Raw genomic sequence first — 15,734 nt, forward strand, 5'->3', positions numbered from 1 at the left:
CGGAGGAAAGAGAAATGAAAACCGAAAAATTGGAGATTGATGGACGCTTCGGCGAAGAATACCAGGGCACATATACCTTCGCTGAAATCACATGGGCAAAAAGAAACCGCATAATCCAAAAGCACACTAAATACAACAAGCTGTCCGGCGACGTTGAAAGCAGCGACTTCATAGCCATCCAAGCAGAAACCATCATCGCAAGCATGCATGGGCAACCTCAAAGCCACCCAATAACGCTTGAGAAGCTATTGGGAGAAGAAGATGGCGTTCCCATTGAGCTTGGGGAGCTTTTTTCTAAGGCTGTCAACAAGCTTAACGGCATGTCGCGGGAGGACCTGCGTTTTTTACTAGAGCAATTAGACGAGGAAAGCCGCACAGCTCTCTTGTCGAGTTTAGGCTATGTCAAAGCTTCGGCTGGACACCAACAGAACTTGCCAAGCAGCCAGCCCGAACAGTGCAGGAGTTCTGCCACATCTTGAATGTGATGGATGAAATGGCTGAGGAAGAAAAACGAAAGGCGGAGCGTGAAGCAAGACGGCAATAGAAGTAACCTTCGACATTCAAGGCGTGGAAGAATTCAAAGCGGCTATGCAGAGGTTTGATTCAGGCATGCAGCGACAGGTTCATAGCTTTTTGGTTAGCTGGGCTGCTGACGTCAAAGCTGAAGCCATGCGCCTTGTTCCTGTCCGCACAGGTTATCTTCGAAGTACCATCTATGCGAAGATTCAAGAATGGGTAGCTGAAATCGGCGCAGACGCCACTTATGCATTGTTTGTGGAATTGGGCACTAAGTACATGCAGGCGCAACCCTATCTTTACCCAACCATCCAAGAGTACCTTCCCCAACTGGAAACTGTCATCACTGCAGCTATTGAGCAAGCTAAAGCGGAGGCTGGACTTTGAGTTTTCGTGAAATTGCTGTAACTATTCGGGCGGTTAATCGTGCCAGCAATGAGTTTGGCAGAATTAAAACTGACGCTGAAGCCCTAAGTGCCCGTATTAAGAGTTTGGGCGCTGCCATGGCTGGTATCGGCGCTTCAGGCATGGCTATTGGCTACATCGCCAATCAATTCGGATTGCTCGACGACGCCCAAACTAAAACGTTCAACTCGGCGATGATGGTTGTCACGGCTATGGGTGCATTCATGACCACTAGCGTAGGCGTGGCTGTTGCCCAAAAAGTCTACTCAGCCGCTTGCTGGGTCGCCACCGCTGCACAGAACGCCCTAAACATCAGTTACGGCACCTTCTTGGCTCTAACTGGAGTGGGTATCGCTGTAATAGCGGCTGCTGCAGTTGCAATGTACAGCTTTGCCAGCAGCATGAATACGGCAACGTCAAGCATGCAGAACTTCAACTCCACAGCCAGCCAAACCACTACCGCGACTCGGGGCATCGTGCGATCTGGTGACATGGCGATCTATCGCCAAGGAGTCGAGGACACATGAGTGAGCCAGCAGCGCCCTCCGTCACTCTCTACTCGGGGGTAACAGGCGGTCCAATTAATCAAGCCGATATTCAGGAGCTAGCCGTGCACTTAGGCGGAACCGAGGAAGTCAGCAGTTTCGCCTATCGTCTCCAAAACTGGAACGGCAAATACAGCCCAAGCGGCTCTCCGATTGCCCTCGGTGAGGATGGCTATATTATGATGGGTCGAGGCGCAAGCTGTCCTCAGCTTATCACTACACGAAACGAGAACATGAAATTCCAGTCAAACCCCACCGAGCATTATGTCACTGTTTCGGGTCGTGACTGGGGCGAGCGGTTATTCCGCGAATACGTCACCGAAGGCTACGCCCTCATGAAAGGCGAGGACATAGTCAAGCATCTTCTTGATTATCATTCGGGTTTGCCTCATGTGAGAAGCGCAGTTGAGCTGGTCGAAAGTACGGATACAACATTTACCCGCTTGGATTATGAGAATAAGCAGGCTTGGGAAATCCTCAAGCAAATCGCTCAGGACAGTGATAAAGCAGGCGCTATTGGGTACGATTTTAGGGTGGCACCTGATGGTCGCTTTGAATTTTTTCACAGAGGCGCCAAAACAAGCTCCGTCAGCCTAACTGAGCGCATTGAAGAGGCAGAAACAGAGTCAGATATTCTCTCAGTCCGCAACAAAGTTACCATTTATGGCGCTGCAACTAAAAGCACACCTTTAGAGGTTGATGAAACGGTCGAAAGTCTCAACCCAGCCAGTGGTTACTGGACAGGATACGGCGGCTCCCTTTCCTTAGACGCCACTCGAAGGTATGGTTCCGCCTCCTCAAGCATCAAAAACACCACGGGCGCCGCTTACAACGCCGTGAGCATCTTCTATTTCACCGCAACCGTAAACGGCAACATGTACCCCAAACTATTCCTTGCTCTGCTTCGAGACGACCTTGTCAAGTCCGATGGCTTCTTGGTGATTTTGCATGACTCTTCATCACGGGTTTGTGGGCGTAACCTTTCAACCGTTAATAGCATTTCTGCAAGTAACGATTGGTCAACATTCCAGCTGGACGTAGGCATCGACCATGCAACAGATTGGGCGGCTCCTAGCGACTTTGACTGGGCGAACATCCGCACTGTAACCGTCACGGCTTATCTGGTTACTGCTGGTGTGAGCGGTCAAGTTTGGCATGGGCAGCTCTATTTCACCGGTGCAAGGTATAGCAATGTGCAAACTGATGCTGCAAGCATTGCCAGCTATGGCGAACGCCAGTACGTTGACATCGTCGAGGACCTCTACAGCGATAACGAGTGCATGCTTAGAGCCAAATCAATTCTGGCCTATAAGAAGCAGGCTAAAACTTCGCTGGTCGTGAAAAGCACCCTAATCGATTATGGTACCTCGCCCATTTTGCCCGGCGATATGATTGCGGTTACTCTGCCAAACGAAAGCATATCCTCTGTGAGTTTTCTTGTCAAAAGCGTGGATTATCACTTGTTGGCAGAAACCAACACGCTGGATGTTACTTTGAATCTTGGTTATCAGAAGCAGCTGATGGCGGACTGGATTTATGCCTTGAGAGCTAGGACGGACGCCCTAAACAACTACAAGGCAAGACGGTGACCCAAAAAATGAGCAAACAAATCCTAAAACAGTTTGAAAACATCAAGCCCGGCGACTTAATCGCTGTTGACTGGTGCGATGCATCGGTCGGTAAAAGCAGCGGCTCAGGCATGACCATCGATGTCCCAGTGAAAAGCTGGGGCATATTCGTTGGGCTAATCGGCGACAAAATTAAGCATATTGTGATTGCTCAGAACAGTTTCCGTTATGCCGATGGCCTGTTCGATTTAGACTACACAGCCATACCTCTGGGTTGGGCGCTGGGAGTAACCGTTTTGGTTAAAGAGCATATTCCAACTGAGTCGGCTAGCAGGCTTGTTAATAGTTTCATGATGGGCGGGCACCGCTCTATGAATCGTCCAAGAACTTTTCGAAGAGCACTTGCGCAGCGGAGGTTGAGCATCGATGGCGGACCCTATTAAACGTGCATTGACCAGAAGGCGCTTTGAACGGGGGCGCTTCATCGTTGAAGAACCCACTGCTAAACTAGTGTTGGGCGTCAAATTTGCAATGGGCATGACTGCTTTTATGTCGGCTCTTGAGTTAGCGCACTTAGCCATCTTGCACACTTGGAATGCAGAGATTTTTGCTTCCATCACAGGGCTAAGCGGTACTGTGATTGGTTTGTTTGTGGGGCAGAAAACATGACGAAGGGTAAACCTTGGCCTGCAGATGATGAGCGCAAACTCAGGGACTGGTATACTTCGGGGACAACTGACCTTGGCGTCTTAGCGTTTAGCTTCAACGGGGACTACACCGAAGAGGCGGTTCGCCAAAAACTCATAAAATTAGGGCTTGTGAAAGAACAACAACAGCCAAAAAATTCCCCTTGTTGTTGTTCTACCCAACTTGAAATCCCCAAAGAGCTGCCCAGCATCGAGGAGACGCTAAAGATGTTGGCTGCGGCACTGGAGGCGTTGAAGACTCCGGGGCTGGATAGAATTGAGATTTTACGTTTACGCGGTATCATAGCGGGCGCTAAAGTGTACCAAGAAAGGTTCGCCGAGTACGTTCGCTACCGTGAGCTTGAAGAGGAATTGTTGGAGGCAAGAGGGAAAATTGCGGAATTGCGCAAAAAGTCCGAGGGCAATGCATAAAGATAGGCTCTTTGAGGAAAGAGCGGGGCTTCGTTGTGATTTAGCGGAGGCTCAAGAGCAGACTGAGCGCCAAGCCAAAAGCTTGCATGGCGATGTTAAGAGCTTCTTTGAGCAGGTCTTTGGGTTTACGCCTTACCGCTATCAGCTAGAGCTTGCGGAATTGTTTGAGAAAAACCAGTTTACGGCTGTGCGTTGGGCACGTCAGACTGGAAAGAGCTTTTCGGTTTCGGCTTTGCTTCTCAAGTATGCTTGGGAGCATCCCGACAGCTACATAGCGATTGTTGGTCCAAGCTGGCGTCAAACAAAACTCAACATACGCCGCATGGGTGGTTTCTGTCGAAAGCTTCCCCAACAGCCAGGCCTACACATCCAGAAAACAAGGATTAGTCTTCCAAACGGTAGCATGATTGAAGCCTTCCCCAACAACCCCGATACAATCAGAGGGCCTACGTTCAAAGTTATCTGGATCGAAGAAGCCAATTTTGTGCCTGATGACGAGGAGCTATATGATGCTATTCTGTTTACGCTTGGAACAACCAACGGCAAGCTAATCGCTACATCTACGCCTTGGAATACGGATTCGCTGTTTTGGAAGATGTGCAACCACAAGGATTATTCTGATTTTGCGCGGTCGCATGTTCGGTGGAGTGATGCATTAGAGCCTAATGGTCCGCTTAAGCCTGCTATTGTTGAGAAGATTAAACGTCAGTTCGGGGATGACCCGCAACGTTGGCGTCGGGAGATGGAGGCAGAATGGGCAGAAGACGAAGATGTCTGGCTTGCTCAAAGCTTAATCGTTGCTTGCGTGGGTACGGTGAAGAATTGCGGAGAAGACCTCCAAGAGTTCAACCCTGAAGCTAGCTGTGAAGGCGACTTTTTTGCTGGACTTGACTTGGCGCAAACCCGAGATTACTGCGTGCTCTCTGTAGTTGAACGCCTAAATGATAAGCTTTTCCTTCGGCACCTAAAGATTTTCCAGCAGCCTACGCTATACGCCCACGTTCTCGGTTACCTCAAAGCGCTGCAGGATAGATGGGGCGGATTCCAGAAAATACGAGTGGACTTCACACGGGAAGGTCCAAGCATTATTGCCGATATGGAAACTGCTGGAATAGAAAACGCTGAAGGAGTAAACTTTAGCGTGCCACGAAAGAGCGAGATGGCAAGCCTGCTAAAGCAGCGTATGATGAACAAGCAGTTCTACTATCCGCTGCTCAACTGGGAACGACCCTACAGAGGTGACCTCTGCACTGAGCTAAACGTTGAACGCTATGACCTACGCAAGGACGGCACCATAGGCTACTCACACCCAAACGGAACCCACGACGACGTCTTTTGGAGCATAGCACTAGCCGTGTTTGCCACTGTTCAGATGGAACCAGAACCGTTCCTAGCAGTTATCCCAAGGTGACCAAAAAATGACAAGAAGACGAAATGAACCCTTCCGTATAACCCAGTTCCGAAGAATCTACAACCGAGAAGAAGGAAAATTTACCTTCAACATGAGCTACGAAACCCATACTAAACCGACACCTCGCAGTCTGGTTGTTGCTGAAGCCTTCGGCTTAGGTATCGATGAGGCTCAGAAGTTCAAGGTTTTAGATGCATCGTTAAAGATTGGACCCAAAGACATAGTTTACATTACGGGTGATAGTGGTAGCGGTAAAAGCGTTCTGTTACGTGCTATTAGGGCTGACTTAGGTGATGAAGCCATTGATTTGTCAGAGGTTGCAGTTGACCCAGACAAACCCTTGATCGAAACGGTAGGCACAACAGTTGAAGAGAGCTTAGAACTGCTAAGCAAAGTCGGCTTGAACGACGCTTTTCTGTTCCTACGCACATATAGTCAATTGAGCGATGGCCAACGGTACCGTTACCGAATCGCCAAGCTAATCGAGAGCGGCAAACAATGGTGGCTCATGGACGAGTTCGCTGCATGCCTAGACCGAGACACCGCAAAAATCATCGCCTACAACCTACAAAAGATTGCACGACAGCAAGGCAAAGCAGTCATTGCAGCAACGACCCATAGTGATCTACAAAAGGACCTCAAACCGAGCGTACTAGTGCGTAAACGGTTTGGGGAAGAAATCAAAATAGAATACTACCCAAACATTCCAGCAGCCGAATGCAGTCTAATTCGAGAGATGACAATAGAAGAAGGCACAAGAGAAGACTGGCAAAAACTCAGCGTTTTCCACTATCGAGGACACAAAGTGGCGGTTCCAAGAAAAATCTTCCGCATAGTAAGAGGCGATGAACTCTGCGGCGTCATAGTCTACAGTTACCCACCACCAGCGTGTTATGGTAGACGCTTAGTGTTACCTCGAATGACAATTCAAGAGATGAATAAGAAGTTGAGCATTATTAATCGTGTAGTTATTCATCCAAAATATCGGACTATAGGTTTAGGCACGAAACTAATTCATGACACTCTGTTGTTAGTAGGCACTTTTTATGTTGAGTTGATTGCCGTTATGCCGAAATACTCACCGTTCGCAGAAAATGCGGGTCTACAAAAAATTGCTGTGCAGCAAGAGGTTAAAAGCGTTTGTGAAGTCTCTAAAACGCTCGTGGAACTAGGCTTTAATTTACAGCTTCTATGTAGCGAACGCTATGTCTATAACAAACTTAGGAATTTAAGTTCTAAAGAAATAGAAGTCCTCAAGCTGTCTTTCGCTAAGAATAGTCACCCGCGATTCAAAAAAGAATTTGCAAGTAGACATCAACCTTTTGGAAAGACACCCGAATATATTATGGCTGTGAGCCAATCAAACATAGAAAAGCTAGCACGTCTAGTGAAGATTACTGGGATCCTAAATCAGACAAAAGTTTACTTGCTATGGATGAAACAGTAACATTGCTTATTATGGTTACTTTTCGGGGGATGGTTCTTTCAAAAAGCTAAAGCTATATTGCCCTAATTGAATTAATACCTGCTATTTTTTTCAATTAGCAATAATCTTTTAACCACTTATAACCCATATTATCAAAAAGGTGAATACTTGAAAGTATCTGCCAAATTTGGGCTTACAGCAGTAGAAGCTGTCAAGTTAATTCAAAATGATCTTGCCAATACACCCGAAGAAGCTTGGGGAAAAGCAGGACATGAAATTCTGAAGAGAGCGGTTTACATTAGGAAAGGTTGCCCAAAGGCTGCTTTCCTCGGACTTTGTGAAGAAGGGCTAGTCAAAGGGATTCCTAGAGGAAAATATACTAGATCAATAAAGAATAAAGCGTACGCGTTAAAGGCACTCGGACGTCTTCAAGCTGACCCTTCCCTTGCAAAAGATCCAAAATTACTTTGGTTAAGTATTTCGCCTAACCCGATTATTTCGCATAATTATCAAATGAATGTTGTAATTTCCTTATGGAAAGAAAATTTACTGCTCGCTAAAAGTCAGAAAATAGGATACTTTTAAGTCGAAAAGGCAACTGGAGCAGAAATAACATAGATGTGAGCGCTTTTTTAGGGGTTATTGTCTTTCTTGACATGAAAATGTCGATAACAATTATATGCGCAAGTATGCGCATTAATACGCATGAGCTCGTCTGCTAGAAAGAAAGAACCGCTAAACGTTACAATCGATAAAGATGTTAAGGAAAAAGCCATAACGGAAGCACATAAAAAGAACATACCGCTCTCACGACTCATTGAAAATTTTCTTAAATTCTTTGTAGACCCTCAAGTCTACTGCTACCATTGTGGAAAAGAATTCCATTCTTCGGAGACACTTGTGTGCACTAAATGTTCGTCAATGAAGTGCCCCGCCTGTGGAAGTTGTGCGTGTAGTTTAAGCGAAGAAACATCCAAGGCAATATTCTACATGAGAAGAGTGTATGAAGACCTCTTAGCAGGGAGAGTAAAAGAACAGTAATAATTGCTATGAACAAAGGTGAAAAGATTGGTTCAAGACGTTCAAAATCAAAAGCCTGAAAATGAAATAGAACTCGAAAAAGTAGGCGTTGAAGGACTAAAGAAACTAGTCACCGTAGAAAGGCCTGAGAAAACTTACCACGTTATTGTCAGCATTAACAGCTATATCACTTTACCTTCAAATTTGCGCGGGGTGCATATGAGTAGGTTTGTAGAGTCTGTTGAGGATATTCCAAGTTCAACCTCCGCAATAGAAGACTTGGCGCAACAGATAGCGGTTGAGGCTTTCAAGAAACATGGATTCCATTGTAAAACTAAAATTTTTGGGGAGCTTCCCTTTGATAGAATAAGGCCAAGTGGCAAAAAGGAAAATTCAATCGCCAAGATGTTTGCCACTTTCTCAACAAAGACAAAAAAGAAGATGGCAGGTATCTCGGTAAATGGAGCTTTAGCCTGCCCATGCTCTAAGGAAATGTGCAATGGGCTAACACATAATCAACGTGGCAATTTGAGTGTCGAAATTGACATTTCAAATAACAATGTTGAGCTTTTAGATGTTATCGAAATATGCAATCAAAGTTTTAGTGCTCCAACATTCTCATTGCTTAAAAGACCTGAAGAGAAACAAGTGGTTGAACAAATGCATGAAAACGCACGATTCGTTGAGGATGTAACCCGAAAGTGCGTTCAACTACTAAAAGAAAAGTATCCGACAAAATATTGTGCTGTAAAGTGCGTAAGCATGGAATCTATTCATGACCATAACGTTTGCTCCGAATGGCGAGGCATTCTATGAGAGGCAAAAAGATGTATAGACTTAGAATAGAAACAGAATTTGACGCCGCACATAATCTCAAAGGCTACGAAGGTAAATGTGCAAATCTCCATGGGCATACTTGGAAAGTTGAGACATTCATAGTTGGAAAAGAACTCGATTCGATAGGAATGATAATGGACTTTGGATTGTTAAAAAAAAGACTTACTGAAATCACTGAGACTCTAGATCATTCGTACCTTAATGACAAGGCAGAGATTGGTAATCCCACTTCTGAAAATATCGCTAAATACATTTTCGACCAAATGAAGCTTCCGGATGGTGTGAAATTAGAAAAAGTTAGGATTTGGGAAAGCCCAAGAAGTTGGTGTGAATATTATGAATAAACAAAAGATTGCTGTAGTGTTGTTAAGTGGTGGATTGGATTCAACGACCGTTGCAACGTTAGCGAAAAGCCAAGGTTATGATATTAGCGCCATCACTTTTAATTACGGGCAAGTCTTAAGCAAAGAAATCAAATCTGCTCAAGAGACATCAAAAAGATTAGGAATAACTCACAAGATTATTGACATATCAAACTACAAGGATTTGGCTTGGTACTCAGCGTTGACACACCCTGAGATGTTCAGTGTTCCAAAAGAGCGAAGCATCAATGAAATGAGTGATAGCATCCCAATCACCTATGTTCCCTTAAGAAATACCTTTCTTATAGTCATGGCTGCCGCCTTACTAGAATCCCAAATATTAGAAAAAGTTGAACTTGAGAAAGTTGATCCGCAATTAATTGAAGCTAGGATTTTCATTGCAGCGAACGCTTTAGATTATTCAGGATACCCTGACTGTCGACCAGAGTACTACCAAAGACTCAATGAACTTATGAAAATAACTAGCAAGGTCGGTATTCAGTACAAAATAGAGATGAAAATTGAAACTCCTCTTTTGTATATGACTAAGAAAGAAATTGCCGAATTAGGGTTAAAACTGAAAGCGCCCTTGGACCAAACATGGAGTTGCTATGTTGGCGGTGAGATACCTTGCCAAAAATGTGATTCCTGTAAACTTAGGGCTCAAGGCTTCAAAGAACTGGGAGTTAGTGACCCGCTCATTGCTCGTCTACAAAAAGAGGGAAAAATGTGAAGATATGCGAGATTTTCCACTCCATTGAAGGCGAAGGAATAGAGATAGGAAGACCTCAAGTTTTTGTAAGATTGACCGGTTGCAATTTACAGTGTCAGTGGTGTGATACCAAATACTCGTGGCTTCAAGGAAAAGAAATGACTGTTTCTGACGTAGTTGAAAATATAGCAAAATACCCCTGCAGGACTGTCTCCATTACAGGAGGGGAACCGTTGCTTCAAAATGCTGAATTGAAGCAGTTAATCTCTAAACTTAAAGATAAGAGGTACATTCTATGCGTTAATACCAACGGGACTATTTTTGACCGGGCAATTTTTGACAAGGTAGACTTAATCACGATGGATTGTAAGTGTCCTTCTTCCGGAGAAGTAAGTGATCTGAAAGTATTGCAAGCAACCCAAAGCAACTACAGACAAAAAACGCAATTCAAATTTGTAATTTCAGATGAAAACGATTATGCATATGCCCGTCAAACTATAGAGTCAACATTGCTGCATGGAAAAACGAATCTGATTTTTCAGCCTCAATGGTCAAACAAGTCGTTTTGCAGAAAACTAGCCGAATTGATTCTTAGGGATGAATTACAAGTGAGGTTACTTTTACAGCAGCATAAAATTATCTGGGGAGATAAAAAAGGCGTTTGAGCTATAGTCGCTCATATATCGACAGATAATAATACGCCTTTTTCCCAACTATCAAGCCTTCCCGTTGTTTACATGCTTCAAACTTCGGGCAAAGTAGCGAGTTGCTTTCTTGAACCTGCATCTTTTTTTCACTTAGGGGACTCTCTTTGGCAAGGGTAGTAATGGGAGCTCCGCTTAACTCCATTCGACCGATATTCTCTAAGAATAGCACCTTTAACATTTCATCGAATGATTTACGTTTTAAGCGCATTTTTTCGCAAATATCTTCCCTAAGTGCGGGTATCTCAATGAAAACGCTTTTTTTGTGATGTAAAGCGCAGAAGTCTCGATAGTGATTTTGAACGGTCTCCTTAAAATTTAGTGGACCCAAATTTGGCAGGTTATTTATTATATAGATACGTCTACTAAAAAGATGTCTTTGCGTAACTCCTAACCTTTCACACCAATCAGATACTACTTCTACAGCAGTTTGATTGAGGCTTAAACTTTCTTTTTCGGAAATGTCTTTTATTTCTGTCAGCGTTAAACCCTTACTATAAGTTGGGGTCTTTTCCAGAATTTCGATGAAATCTTTGTAGAACCGATATTTCAAAAGGAAGTATTCATGGATTTTTTTCCAATTGTTATTTTCAAAGTATTCAAGAAATTGCTTAGTTTCACTATTTGAACTGAAAGTTTTTCCTTCTTCCGTTAGTAGACCAATCATTTGAAGTTCAAGGACTATTTCGTTTCCTCTATCAAGACTTAACCCTAGTTCATTGGAAACGCTTTTTGTATCTACTATTTTTTCTTTGTAAGCTAAACTGCAAACTTGGATGATACGCTTCAACGTTACCGGTCTGATGGTTTTTCGGATTGTCATTTTAGGCACCTGGGAAGTAAAACTTGGTACGTTTTTTTGCATATTCAAACGCTTTCTTGGCCCATTTTGCGTTTCTAAATCGGTATGTTAGATATTCCTCTACTCTGTTCTCTTTTATTGCTGTCTTTGTTTGTTCTATTTCGTCCCACAGAATCCACAGATTATGAAAAGTTAGTAATTCGCGACTTTTTCTTAGTTCTGTTAAGGTGTGTTTTTGGCATATCGGACAATTGCACGGTGAAGAATCAGAATAGTCATGAAGGTCTCTGAACTCTTTGCGTCCATATCCAGGTAGCGAGTAATTTCTGTTTCCAGATGCTACCACAAAAAATGAAGAATCAAAAGAATCGACTCCGAGATATATCAGCAGGTGAGTTACGAGCGGACTTCCAAGGCCATAAACATGAACGGGTTTTTCACCTGCTTCTAATTTTACCGCCAGTATGAAGTCAACTAAAGAGCGATAGTTACTATATCTAGGCATTAGACTTCCAATTGCATACCCATCAAAGTCTCCGTATCTTTTCAAGTTTCTAATGACATTTCGGAGCACTATCGGGTCATAACCATTTATGCTTGCATAAAGAAGCATCGCAGGGTCTTTTCTCAAGGATAACGCTAATTTAGCGTTCTTTACGGTTCTAGCGATTTTCTCGTTCTCTGTCAGTGCTTTGCATTGAATAGGAAAATCTAAAGTTGAAGCGATGTCAGCTCCCATTTTCTCTTGAATTTCAAGTATTCTCTCCGGTCGGATAGTTAGGCGATATTTTTTATAGATAAAGCCGCCGCTATCCGCAAATGTAATCCCAAAGAATCTAACGAAAGGTTGGACGCCTGTTTTGAGAATTGTTCCTAAATGTCCGCCTCTGTTCATAGATAGGAACGCTGCGTTAAAAAGAGCCGTATTTATATGTGGAAATTTTTCCCAGTATCGCGGTGTATTCCATCCCCCCTCTGCGCCAAGATTATGAACTGGAAAGAGCACAGGCGTTTTAAGAACTCCATGCTTGGTGTTTAGCTCCCCTACTCTAGCAAACCCATCGGATGCTGTTACTTCGAACATGTGATCGCCTTATTCAAAAACTTCGAAAACATCTGGCAGGAGTTCGCGTATTGTTGTGCCATTAAGTGTTGGAGAACCCATTTCTATGCCCATATCGATGGCTTGATTGCATATCATAAGCATCCTGCGCACGTTTCCCTCAGCGACTTTATGAATCTCAGTTAATGCATCGTCAGTGAATGGGAAAATATTTGCGTCATCATTATCTGGGCTTATTCGATAATAGTCTAAATAAGAGACTATGAATTTCTTAAGGTCTTCTTTATTTAGTGCTTTCAGAGTTATTTGCCTAAAAATTCTCTCAGAGAAAGCGTGATATTCTTTTATTATGTCAACCCAGACGTCAGGGGCGCAGGCTATAATCAAGCATAGGCCTTGGGGGTTGAGGTCAATCAGGTGTCGTATGCTATTTAGGATTTTTTGTTTGAGCAAATAGTTTACGTTTTCGATCGCTTCAAACTCGTCTATAAGAAGACATATCAACCGGTTATCCATGAGAGATAATATTTGTTTTAAACTCATGAAGGCTCTTAGGGCTCTTTCGTCGTTATCTATAGCCATTACAACGTCTAGTTCTCTTCTATGATCAAATGGTATGGGTTCGCCGCATAGATATTTCCAAGCGACGAATTTGCACTCTTCTAACGTCATTTTTAGAAAAGCGGTTGCAAAATCGGTGTATTTAATCTCGTTTTGAAGTCTTCGCTTCCCAATCTCTAATATTTCTGGAAGAAGAACTTCACCTTCATTAACTTTTTTTCGCAGGTTCTGTTCTCCTGTGGCGTATTCAAGAAATTGCCAAACAAGTTTTTCTAATCGTTCAAATCCAAATTCAAACATGAAATTAGAGTATAGCGTTAGAACCCTCTCGCCGGGAGTTGCCAAATAGATGGCCAAGGCGTTTTCAACTTGCTGCTCTAGTTGTTTTTTTATATATTTCATAGTGTGAGTTTTTCCATTTCCATAACTTCCAATGAGGATGATATGGGATGAAGTTCCGTTTAGAGAAGATTTGATTACTGCTTCGACCATTTTCATTTCTTTTTTTCGTGACACATATAGTGGGAGTTTTTCGTCGGGTATTCCAACGTATGGAAATGGGTTTGATTTCAGCCCATACTGATCGTATTTTTTTGGGTTTTGTTTTAGTTCTAAAGTTGTGTTTCCTGTTTTCATTTAGCTCTCTCCTGAGTGCTTCTTTATAATTCTTTAGACTTCTATAGAAGCATCCATTTATAAATATTTTCAAACGCCAATAGACGGATAAAGAAGTAAGTTGAAAGAGGAACAATACATGGCTAAGAAGTTTACAATGTCACTACCTGACTCGATGAATAAAGCGCTTGAAAAAGAGCAAGAAAAACGAAAACTAGGAAGCATCCAGGAGACCATCCGATTTATTCTTTCAGATTATTTTAACACCGAAAAGTAAGTATTGATTTTTACTTAATTTTTCAAAAGTTTAAAACCCGCCATGAATACAGTAATCGCTAAAGTTAAGGGAGGGTATGGCTATGAAGTACTTTATTCCTGAATGGAACGACCGAGTTGATCCAAACTACGATTTCATAAACGACATACACTCCTCCAAGCACAATGAAGACCCTACACGTAATGATGTATACATGTGGGAAATTTTCGGGATAGACAAAGTACCATTTGATGGGATCTTGATTTCCAGAATTGTCATCGAACAAGAAAAGAAAAGAAATAGGCAAATCAAAGAGGAAGGCATTCATAGCGCTTTACGTCTCCCAAAAAACTTTGAAATAATCGGTGATTGTGGAGCGTTCGGGTACATAAATCGAAAAGTACCACCCTACGATCCAATCGAGATACTAGAGTACTACAAGAGAGTTGGATTCAACTATGGCGTCACAGTAGACCATCTAGTAGTGCCTCAATTCGTGAATGAAAAAGATGAACGAATCAAAATAACCTATGAAAATGGCGTCAAAGCTTTAGAGGAATGGAAAGCTAGATACAAAAACGATTTTCAGCTTATCGTGGCCATTCAAGGATGGGAAATAGCTGACTATCTAAACATGTACAACAAATATATCGAACATGGCGCAACCCATTTAGCATTTGGAGGCTTAGTACGACGCCCCACCACTTTTGTTAAAGACCTACTCCAACATGTAATCTTGGAGATAAAGCGAACAAAAAAATATCCAGAGTATGTTCACTTCTTTGGATTGGCACGAGCGACATTATTCCCTCAACTAAAGGAACTTGAAGAACTAGGAGTCAGAGTTGGATTTGATTCAGCCTCATATCTTCGAAAAGCTTGGTTATCAACTCCAACATCCGAACTTAACTACTTAACCCCTAACGATGGCTACACTGCAATCAGAATCCCGTTTGTAGGCAGAAAAAAATTAATTCCTGAAATAGCAATAATTAAAGAGACCTTAAAAGACGCTGAACAGAAATGCATGCAAGAAATAAGAAGATATGAAAAAGGTCATTCTACTGTTGATAATGTTTTATCGACGATTTCCGAGTTTGCTAAACTAAATGGAAATAAACAGTTTTCTGAGTTATACAAAAGAACTTTAGTTGATCAACCATGGAAAAAATGTAAATGCCCTATTTGTAAACAAATCGGTATTGAAGTCGTTTTGTTCAGAGGAAACAACAGAAATCGTCGTCGTGGTTTTCATAATGTATTTATCTTCTATAATATGCTTAAGAACGAAGGAACATGGCATCTTTTTACCAAAACACCTATGCAAGAAACTAACAAAACAATAGAACTAGATACTATAACGAAAGAGGAAAAAGTTCTTGTCATCACTGGTTGCACAAAGAAGAAAATAACTTCCAATCCTTCGTCTAAGCTACCGGCTCATGAGTTGTATCAAGGGCGTCTTTTTAAAACCGTCAAAAAATACTCGCAGATGATGGGGTTTGATTACCTAATCATCTCTGCAAAATATGGCTTACTTAGACCAACAGAGATTATTGAGGGTTATGAAAAAGTTCTGCGGACTAAAAAAGACATTGAAGAAATTCGACCGCAGGTAGAAGAAAAGTTGGGTCCAATATTGACTAGTTATGATAAAATTGTCGTTATTGCAGGTGAAAATTACAGAAAGGCGCTCAAAACTGTCTGGGATGATCGTTTCTTTTTTGTCAAGGCAAAAGGTTACGGCGATTTATGTTCAATTGTTGAGAAGTCGTTTTGCAAAAACACGAAGTTACATGATTTCTGAGAAAAA

The 15,734-nt window shown here is 42.6% G+C and carries 20 protein-coding genes; 17 read left to right on the forward strand and 3 right to left on the reverse strand.

What is annotated here, in order from left to right:
• The first annotated feature begins 14 nt into the window (after nt 1–14).
• The 15 genes from NWF04_01550 (at nt 15) to NWF04_01620 (ending at nt 10,585) form a co-directional block, all read left to right on the forward strand.
• A complete protein-coding gene (locus NWF04_01550) occupies nt 15–479 on the forward strand; it encodes a hypothetical protein (GenBank protein MCW4005274.1) in 465 nt (154 codons plus the stop codon).
• 88 nt (nt 480–567) lie between these two features.
• Complete coding sequence (locus NWF04_01555) at nt 568–903, forward strand: HK97 gp10 family phage protein (GenBank protein ID MCW4005275.1); 336 nt, start codon at nt 568–570, stop codon at nt 901–903.
• Nucleotides 900–1,448, forward strand: a complete 549-nt coding sequence (locus tag NWF04_01560) for a hypothetical protein (GenBank protein MCW4005276.1) — start codon at nt 900–902, stop codon at nt 1,446–1,448. The genes NWF04_01555 and NWF04_01560 overlap by 4 nt, the downstream gene beginning before the upstream one ends.
• The gene (locus NWF04_01565; protein MCW4005277.1) at nt 1,445–3,055 is read left to right on the forward strand and encodes a hypothetical protein; all 1,611 of its coding nucleotides are present in this window, start codon (nt 1,445–1,447) and stop codon (nt 3,053–3,055) included. Before NWF04_01560 ends, NWF04_01565 begins: the two co-directional genes overlap by 4 nt.
• A gap of 8 nt (nt 3,056–3,063) precedes the next feature.
• Complete coding sequence (locus NWF04_01570) at nt 3,064–3,477, forward strand: hypothetical protein (protein MCW4005278.1); 414 nt, start codon at nt 3,064–3,066, stop codon at nt 3,475–3,477.
• A complete protein-coding gene (locus NWF04_01575) occupies nt 3,461–3,703 on the forward strand; it encodes a hypothetical protein (protein ID MCW4005279.1) in 243 nt (80 codons plus the stop codon). The genes NWF04_01570 and NWF04_01575 overlap by 17 nt, the downstream gene beginning before the upstream one ends.
• Nucleotides 3,700–4,152, forward strand: a complete 453-nt coding sequence (locus NWF04_01580; protein MCW4005280.1) for a hypothetical protein — start codon at nt 3,700–3,702, stop codon at nt 4,150–4,152. The genes NWF04_01575 and NWF04_01580 overlap by 4 nt, the downstream gene beginning before the upstream one ends.
• On the forward strand, nt 4,145–5,563 hold the full coding sequence (locus NWF04_01585; GenBank protein ID MCW4005281.1) for a terminase family protein: 1,419 nt from the start codon (nt 4,145–4,147) through the stop codon (nt 5,561–5,563). The genes NWF04_01580 and NWF04_01585 overlap by 8 nt, the downstream gene beginning before the upstream one ends.
• Before the next feature lie 7 nt (nt 5,564–5,570).
• Nucleotides 5,571–7,010 (forward strand): ATP-binding cassette domain-containing protein, encoded by a 1,440-nt coding sequence (locus tag NWF04_01590; GenBank protein ID MCW4005282.1) that lies wholly within the window; start codon nt 5,571–5,573, stop codon nt 7,008–7,010.
• Nucleotides 7,011–7,157: 147 nt separating this feature from the next.
• Nucleotides 7,158–7,574: a hypothetical protein gene (locus NWF04_01595; GenBank protein ID MCW4005283.1), complete on the forward strand. Its 417-nt coding sequence runs from the start codon at nt 7,158–7,160 to the stop codon at nt 7,572–7,574.
• A 120-nt stretch (nt 7,575–7,694) separates the two neighbouring features.
• Nucleotides 7,695–8,030, forward strand: a complete 336-nt coding sequence (locus NWF04_01600; GenBank protein MCW4005284.1) for a hypothetical protein — start codon at nt 7,695–7,697, stop codon at nt 8,028–8,030.
• Nucleotides 8,031–8,057: 27 nt separating this feature from the next.
• A complete protein-coding gene (locus NWF04_01605; protein MCW4005285.1) occupies nt 8,058–8,825 on the forward strand; it encodes a GTP cyclohydrolase, FolE2/MptA family in 768 nt (255 codons plus the stop codon).
• A complete protein-coding gene (gene queD, locus NWF04_01610) occupies nt 8,822–9,190 on the forward strand; it encodes a 6-carboxytetrahydropterin synthase QueD (protein ID MCW4005286.1) in 369 nt (122 codons plus the stop codon). The genes NWF04_01605 and queD overlap by 4 nt, the downstream gene beginning before the upstream one ends.
• Nucleotides 9,183–9,941, forward strand: a complete 759-nt coding sequence (queC, locus tag NWF04_01615; GenBank protein ID MCW4005287.1) for a 7-cyano-7-deazaguanine synthase QueC — start codon at nt 9,183–9,185, stop codon at nt 9,939–9,941. Before queD ends, queC begins: the two co-directional genes overlap by 8 nt.
• Nucleotides 9,938–10,585: a 7-carboxy-7-deazaguanine synthase QueE gene (locus NWF04_01620; GenBank protein ID MCW4005288.1), complete on the forward strand. Its 648-nt coding sequence runs from the start codon at nt 9,938–9,940 to the stop codon at nt 10,583–10,585. The genes queC and NWF04_01620 overlap by 4 nt, the downstream gene beginning before the upstream one ends.
• A gap of 1 nt (nt 10,586) precedes the next feature.
• On the opposite strand, the gene NWF04_01625 is transcribed toward NWF04_01620, so the two are convergent.
• The 3 genes from NWF04_01625 to NWF04_01635 are packed head-to-tail and all read right to left on the reverse strand — an operon-like array spanning nt 10,587 to nt 13,686.
• Nucleotides 10,587–11,447, reverse strand: coding sequence for a hypothetical protein (locus tag NWF04_01625; GenBank protein MCW4005289.1), 861 nt, complete (start codon nt 11,445–11,447; stop codon nt 10,587–10,589).
• 1 nt (nt 11,448) lies between these two features.
• The gene (locus tag NWF04_01630) at nt 11,449–12,510 is read right to left on the reverse strand and encodes a tRNA-guanine transglycosylase (protein ID MCW4005290.1); all 1,062 of its coding nucleotides are present in this window, start codon (nt 12,508–12,510) and stop codon (nt 11,449–11,451) included.
• Nucleotides 12,511–12,519: 9 nt separating this feature from the next.
• On the reverse strand, nt 12,520–13,686 hold the full coding sequence (locus tag NWF04_01635; GenBank protein ID MCW4005291.1) for a hypothetical protein: 1,167 nt from the start codon (nt 13,684–13,686) through the stop codon (nt 12,520–12,522).
• A 118-nt stretch (nt 13,687–13,804) separates the two neighbouring features.
• Between NWF04_01635 and NWF04_01640 the strand changes: the two genes are divergently transcribed.
• Nucleotides 13,805–13,942, forward strand: coding sequence for a hypothetical protein (locus NWF04_01640; GenBank protein MCW4005292.1), 138 nt, complete (start codon nt 13,805–13,807; stop codon nt 13,940–13,942).
• An 82-nt stretch (nt 13,943–14,024) separates the two neighbouring features.
• Nucleotides 14,025–15,728: a tRNA-guanine transglycosylase DpdA gene (gene dpdA, locus NWF04_01645; protein MCW4005293.1), complete on the forward strand. Its 1,704-nt coding sequence runs from the start codon at nt 14,025–14,027 to the stop codon at nt 15,726–15,728.
• Nucleotides 15,729–15,734: the final 6 nt, after the last annotated feature.

The organism is Candidatus Bathyarchaeota archaeon (assembly GCA_026014465.1).
In the GTDB taxonomy this organism is placed as follows: domain Archaea; phylum Thermoproteota; class Bathyarchaeia; order Bathyarchaeales; family Bathycorpusculaceae; genus JADGNF01.

Coding starts and splice junctions, on each gene's coding strand:
- NWF04_01630 (MCW4005290.1), bottom strand. CDS start 12,510: ATGTTCGAAGTAACAGCATCCGATGGGTTTGCTAGAGTAGGGGAGCTA.
- NWF04_01590 (MCW4005282.1), top strand. CDS start 5,571: ATGACAAGAAGACGAAATGAACCCTTCCGTATAACCCAGTTCCGAAGA.
- NWF04_01550 (MCW4005274.1), top strand. CDS start 15: ATGAAAACCGAAAAATTGGAGATTGATGGACGCTTCGGCGAAGAATAC.
- NWF04_01600 (MCW4005284.1), top strand. CDS start 7,695: ATGAGCTCGTCTGCTAGAAAGAAAGAACCGCTAAACGTTACAATCGAT.
- dpdA (MCW4005293.1), top strand. CDS start 14,025: ATGAAGTACTTTATTCCTGAATGGAACGACCGAGTTGATCCAAACTAC.
- NWF04_01565 (MCW4005277.1), top strand. CDS start 1,445: ATGAGTGAGCCAGCAGCGCCCTCCGTCACTCTCTACTCGGGGGTAACA.
- NWF04_01580 (MCW4005280.1), top strand. CDS start 3,700: ATGACGAAGGGTAAACCTTGGCCTGCAGATGATGAGCGCAAACTCAGG.
- NWF04_01635 (MCW4005291.1), bottom strand. CDS start 13,686: ATGAAAACAGGAAACACAACTTTAGAACTAAAACAAAACCCAAAAAAA.
- NWF04_01570 (MCW4005278.1), top strand. CDS start 3,064: ATGAGCAAACAAATCCTAAAACAGTTTGAAAACATCAAGCCCGGCGAC.
- queD (MCW4005286.1), top strand. CDS start 8,822: ATGAGAGGCAAAAAGATGTATAGACTTAGAATAGAAACAGAATTTGAC.
- NWF04_01575 (MCW4005279.1), top strand. CDS start 3,461: ATGGCGGACCCTATTAAACGTGCATTGACCAGAAGGCGCTTTGAACGG.
- NWF04_01625 (MCW4005289.1), bottom strand. CDS start 11,447: ATGACAATCCGAAAAACCATCAGACCGGTAACGTTGAAGCGTATCATC.
- queC (MCW4005287.1), top strand. CDS start 9,183: ATGAATAAACAAAAGATTGCTGTAGTGTTGTTAAGTGGTGGATTGGAT.
- NWF04_01585 (MCW4005281.1), top strand. CDS start 4,145: ATGCATAAAGATAGGCTCTTTGAGGAAAGAGCGGGGCTTCGTTGTGAT.
- NWF04_01640 (MCW4005292.1), top strand. CDS start 13,805: ATGGCTAAGAAGTTTACAATGTCACTACCTGACTCGATGAATAAAGCG.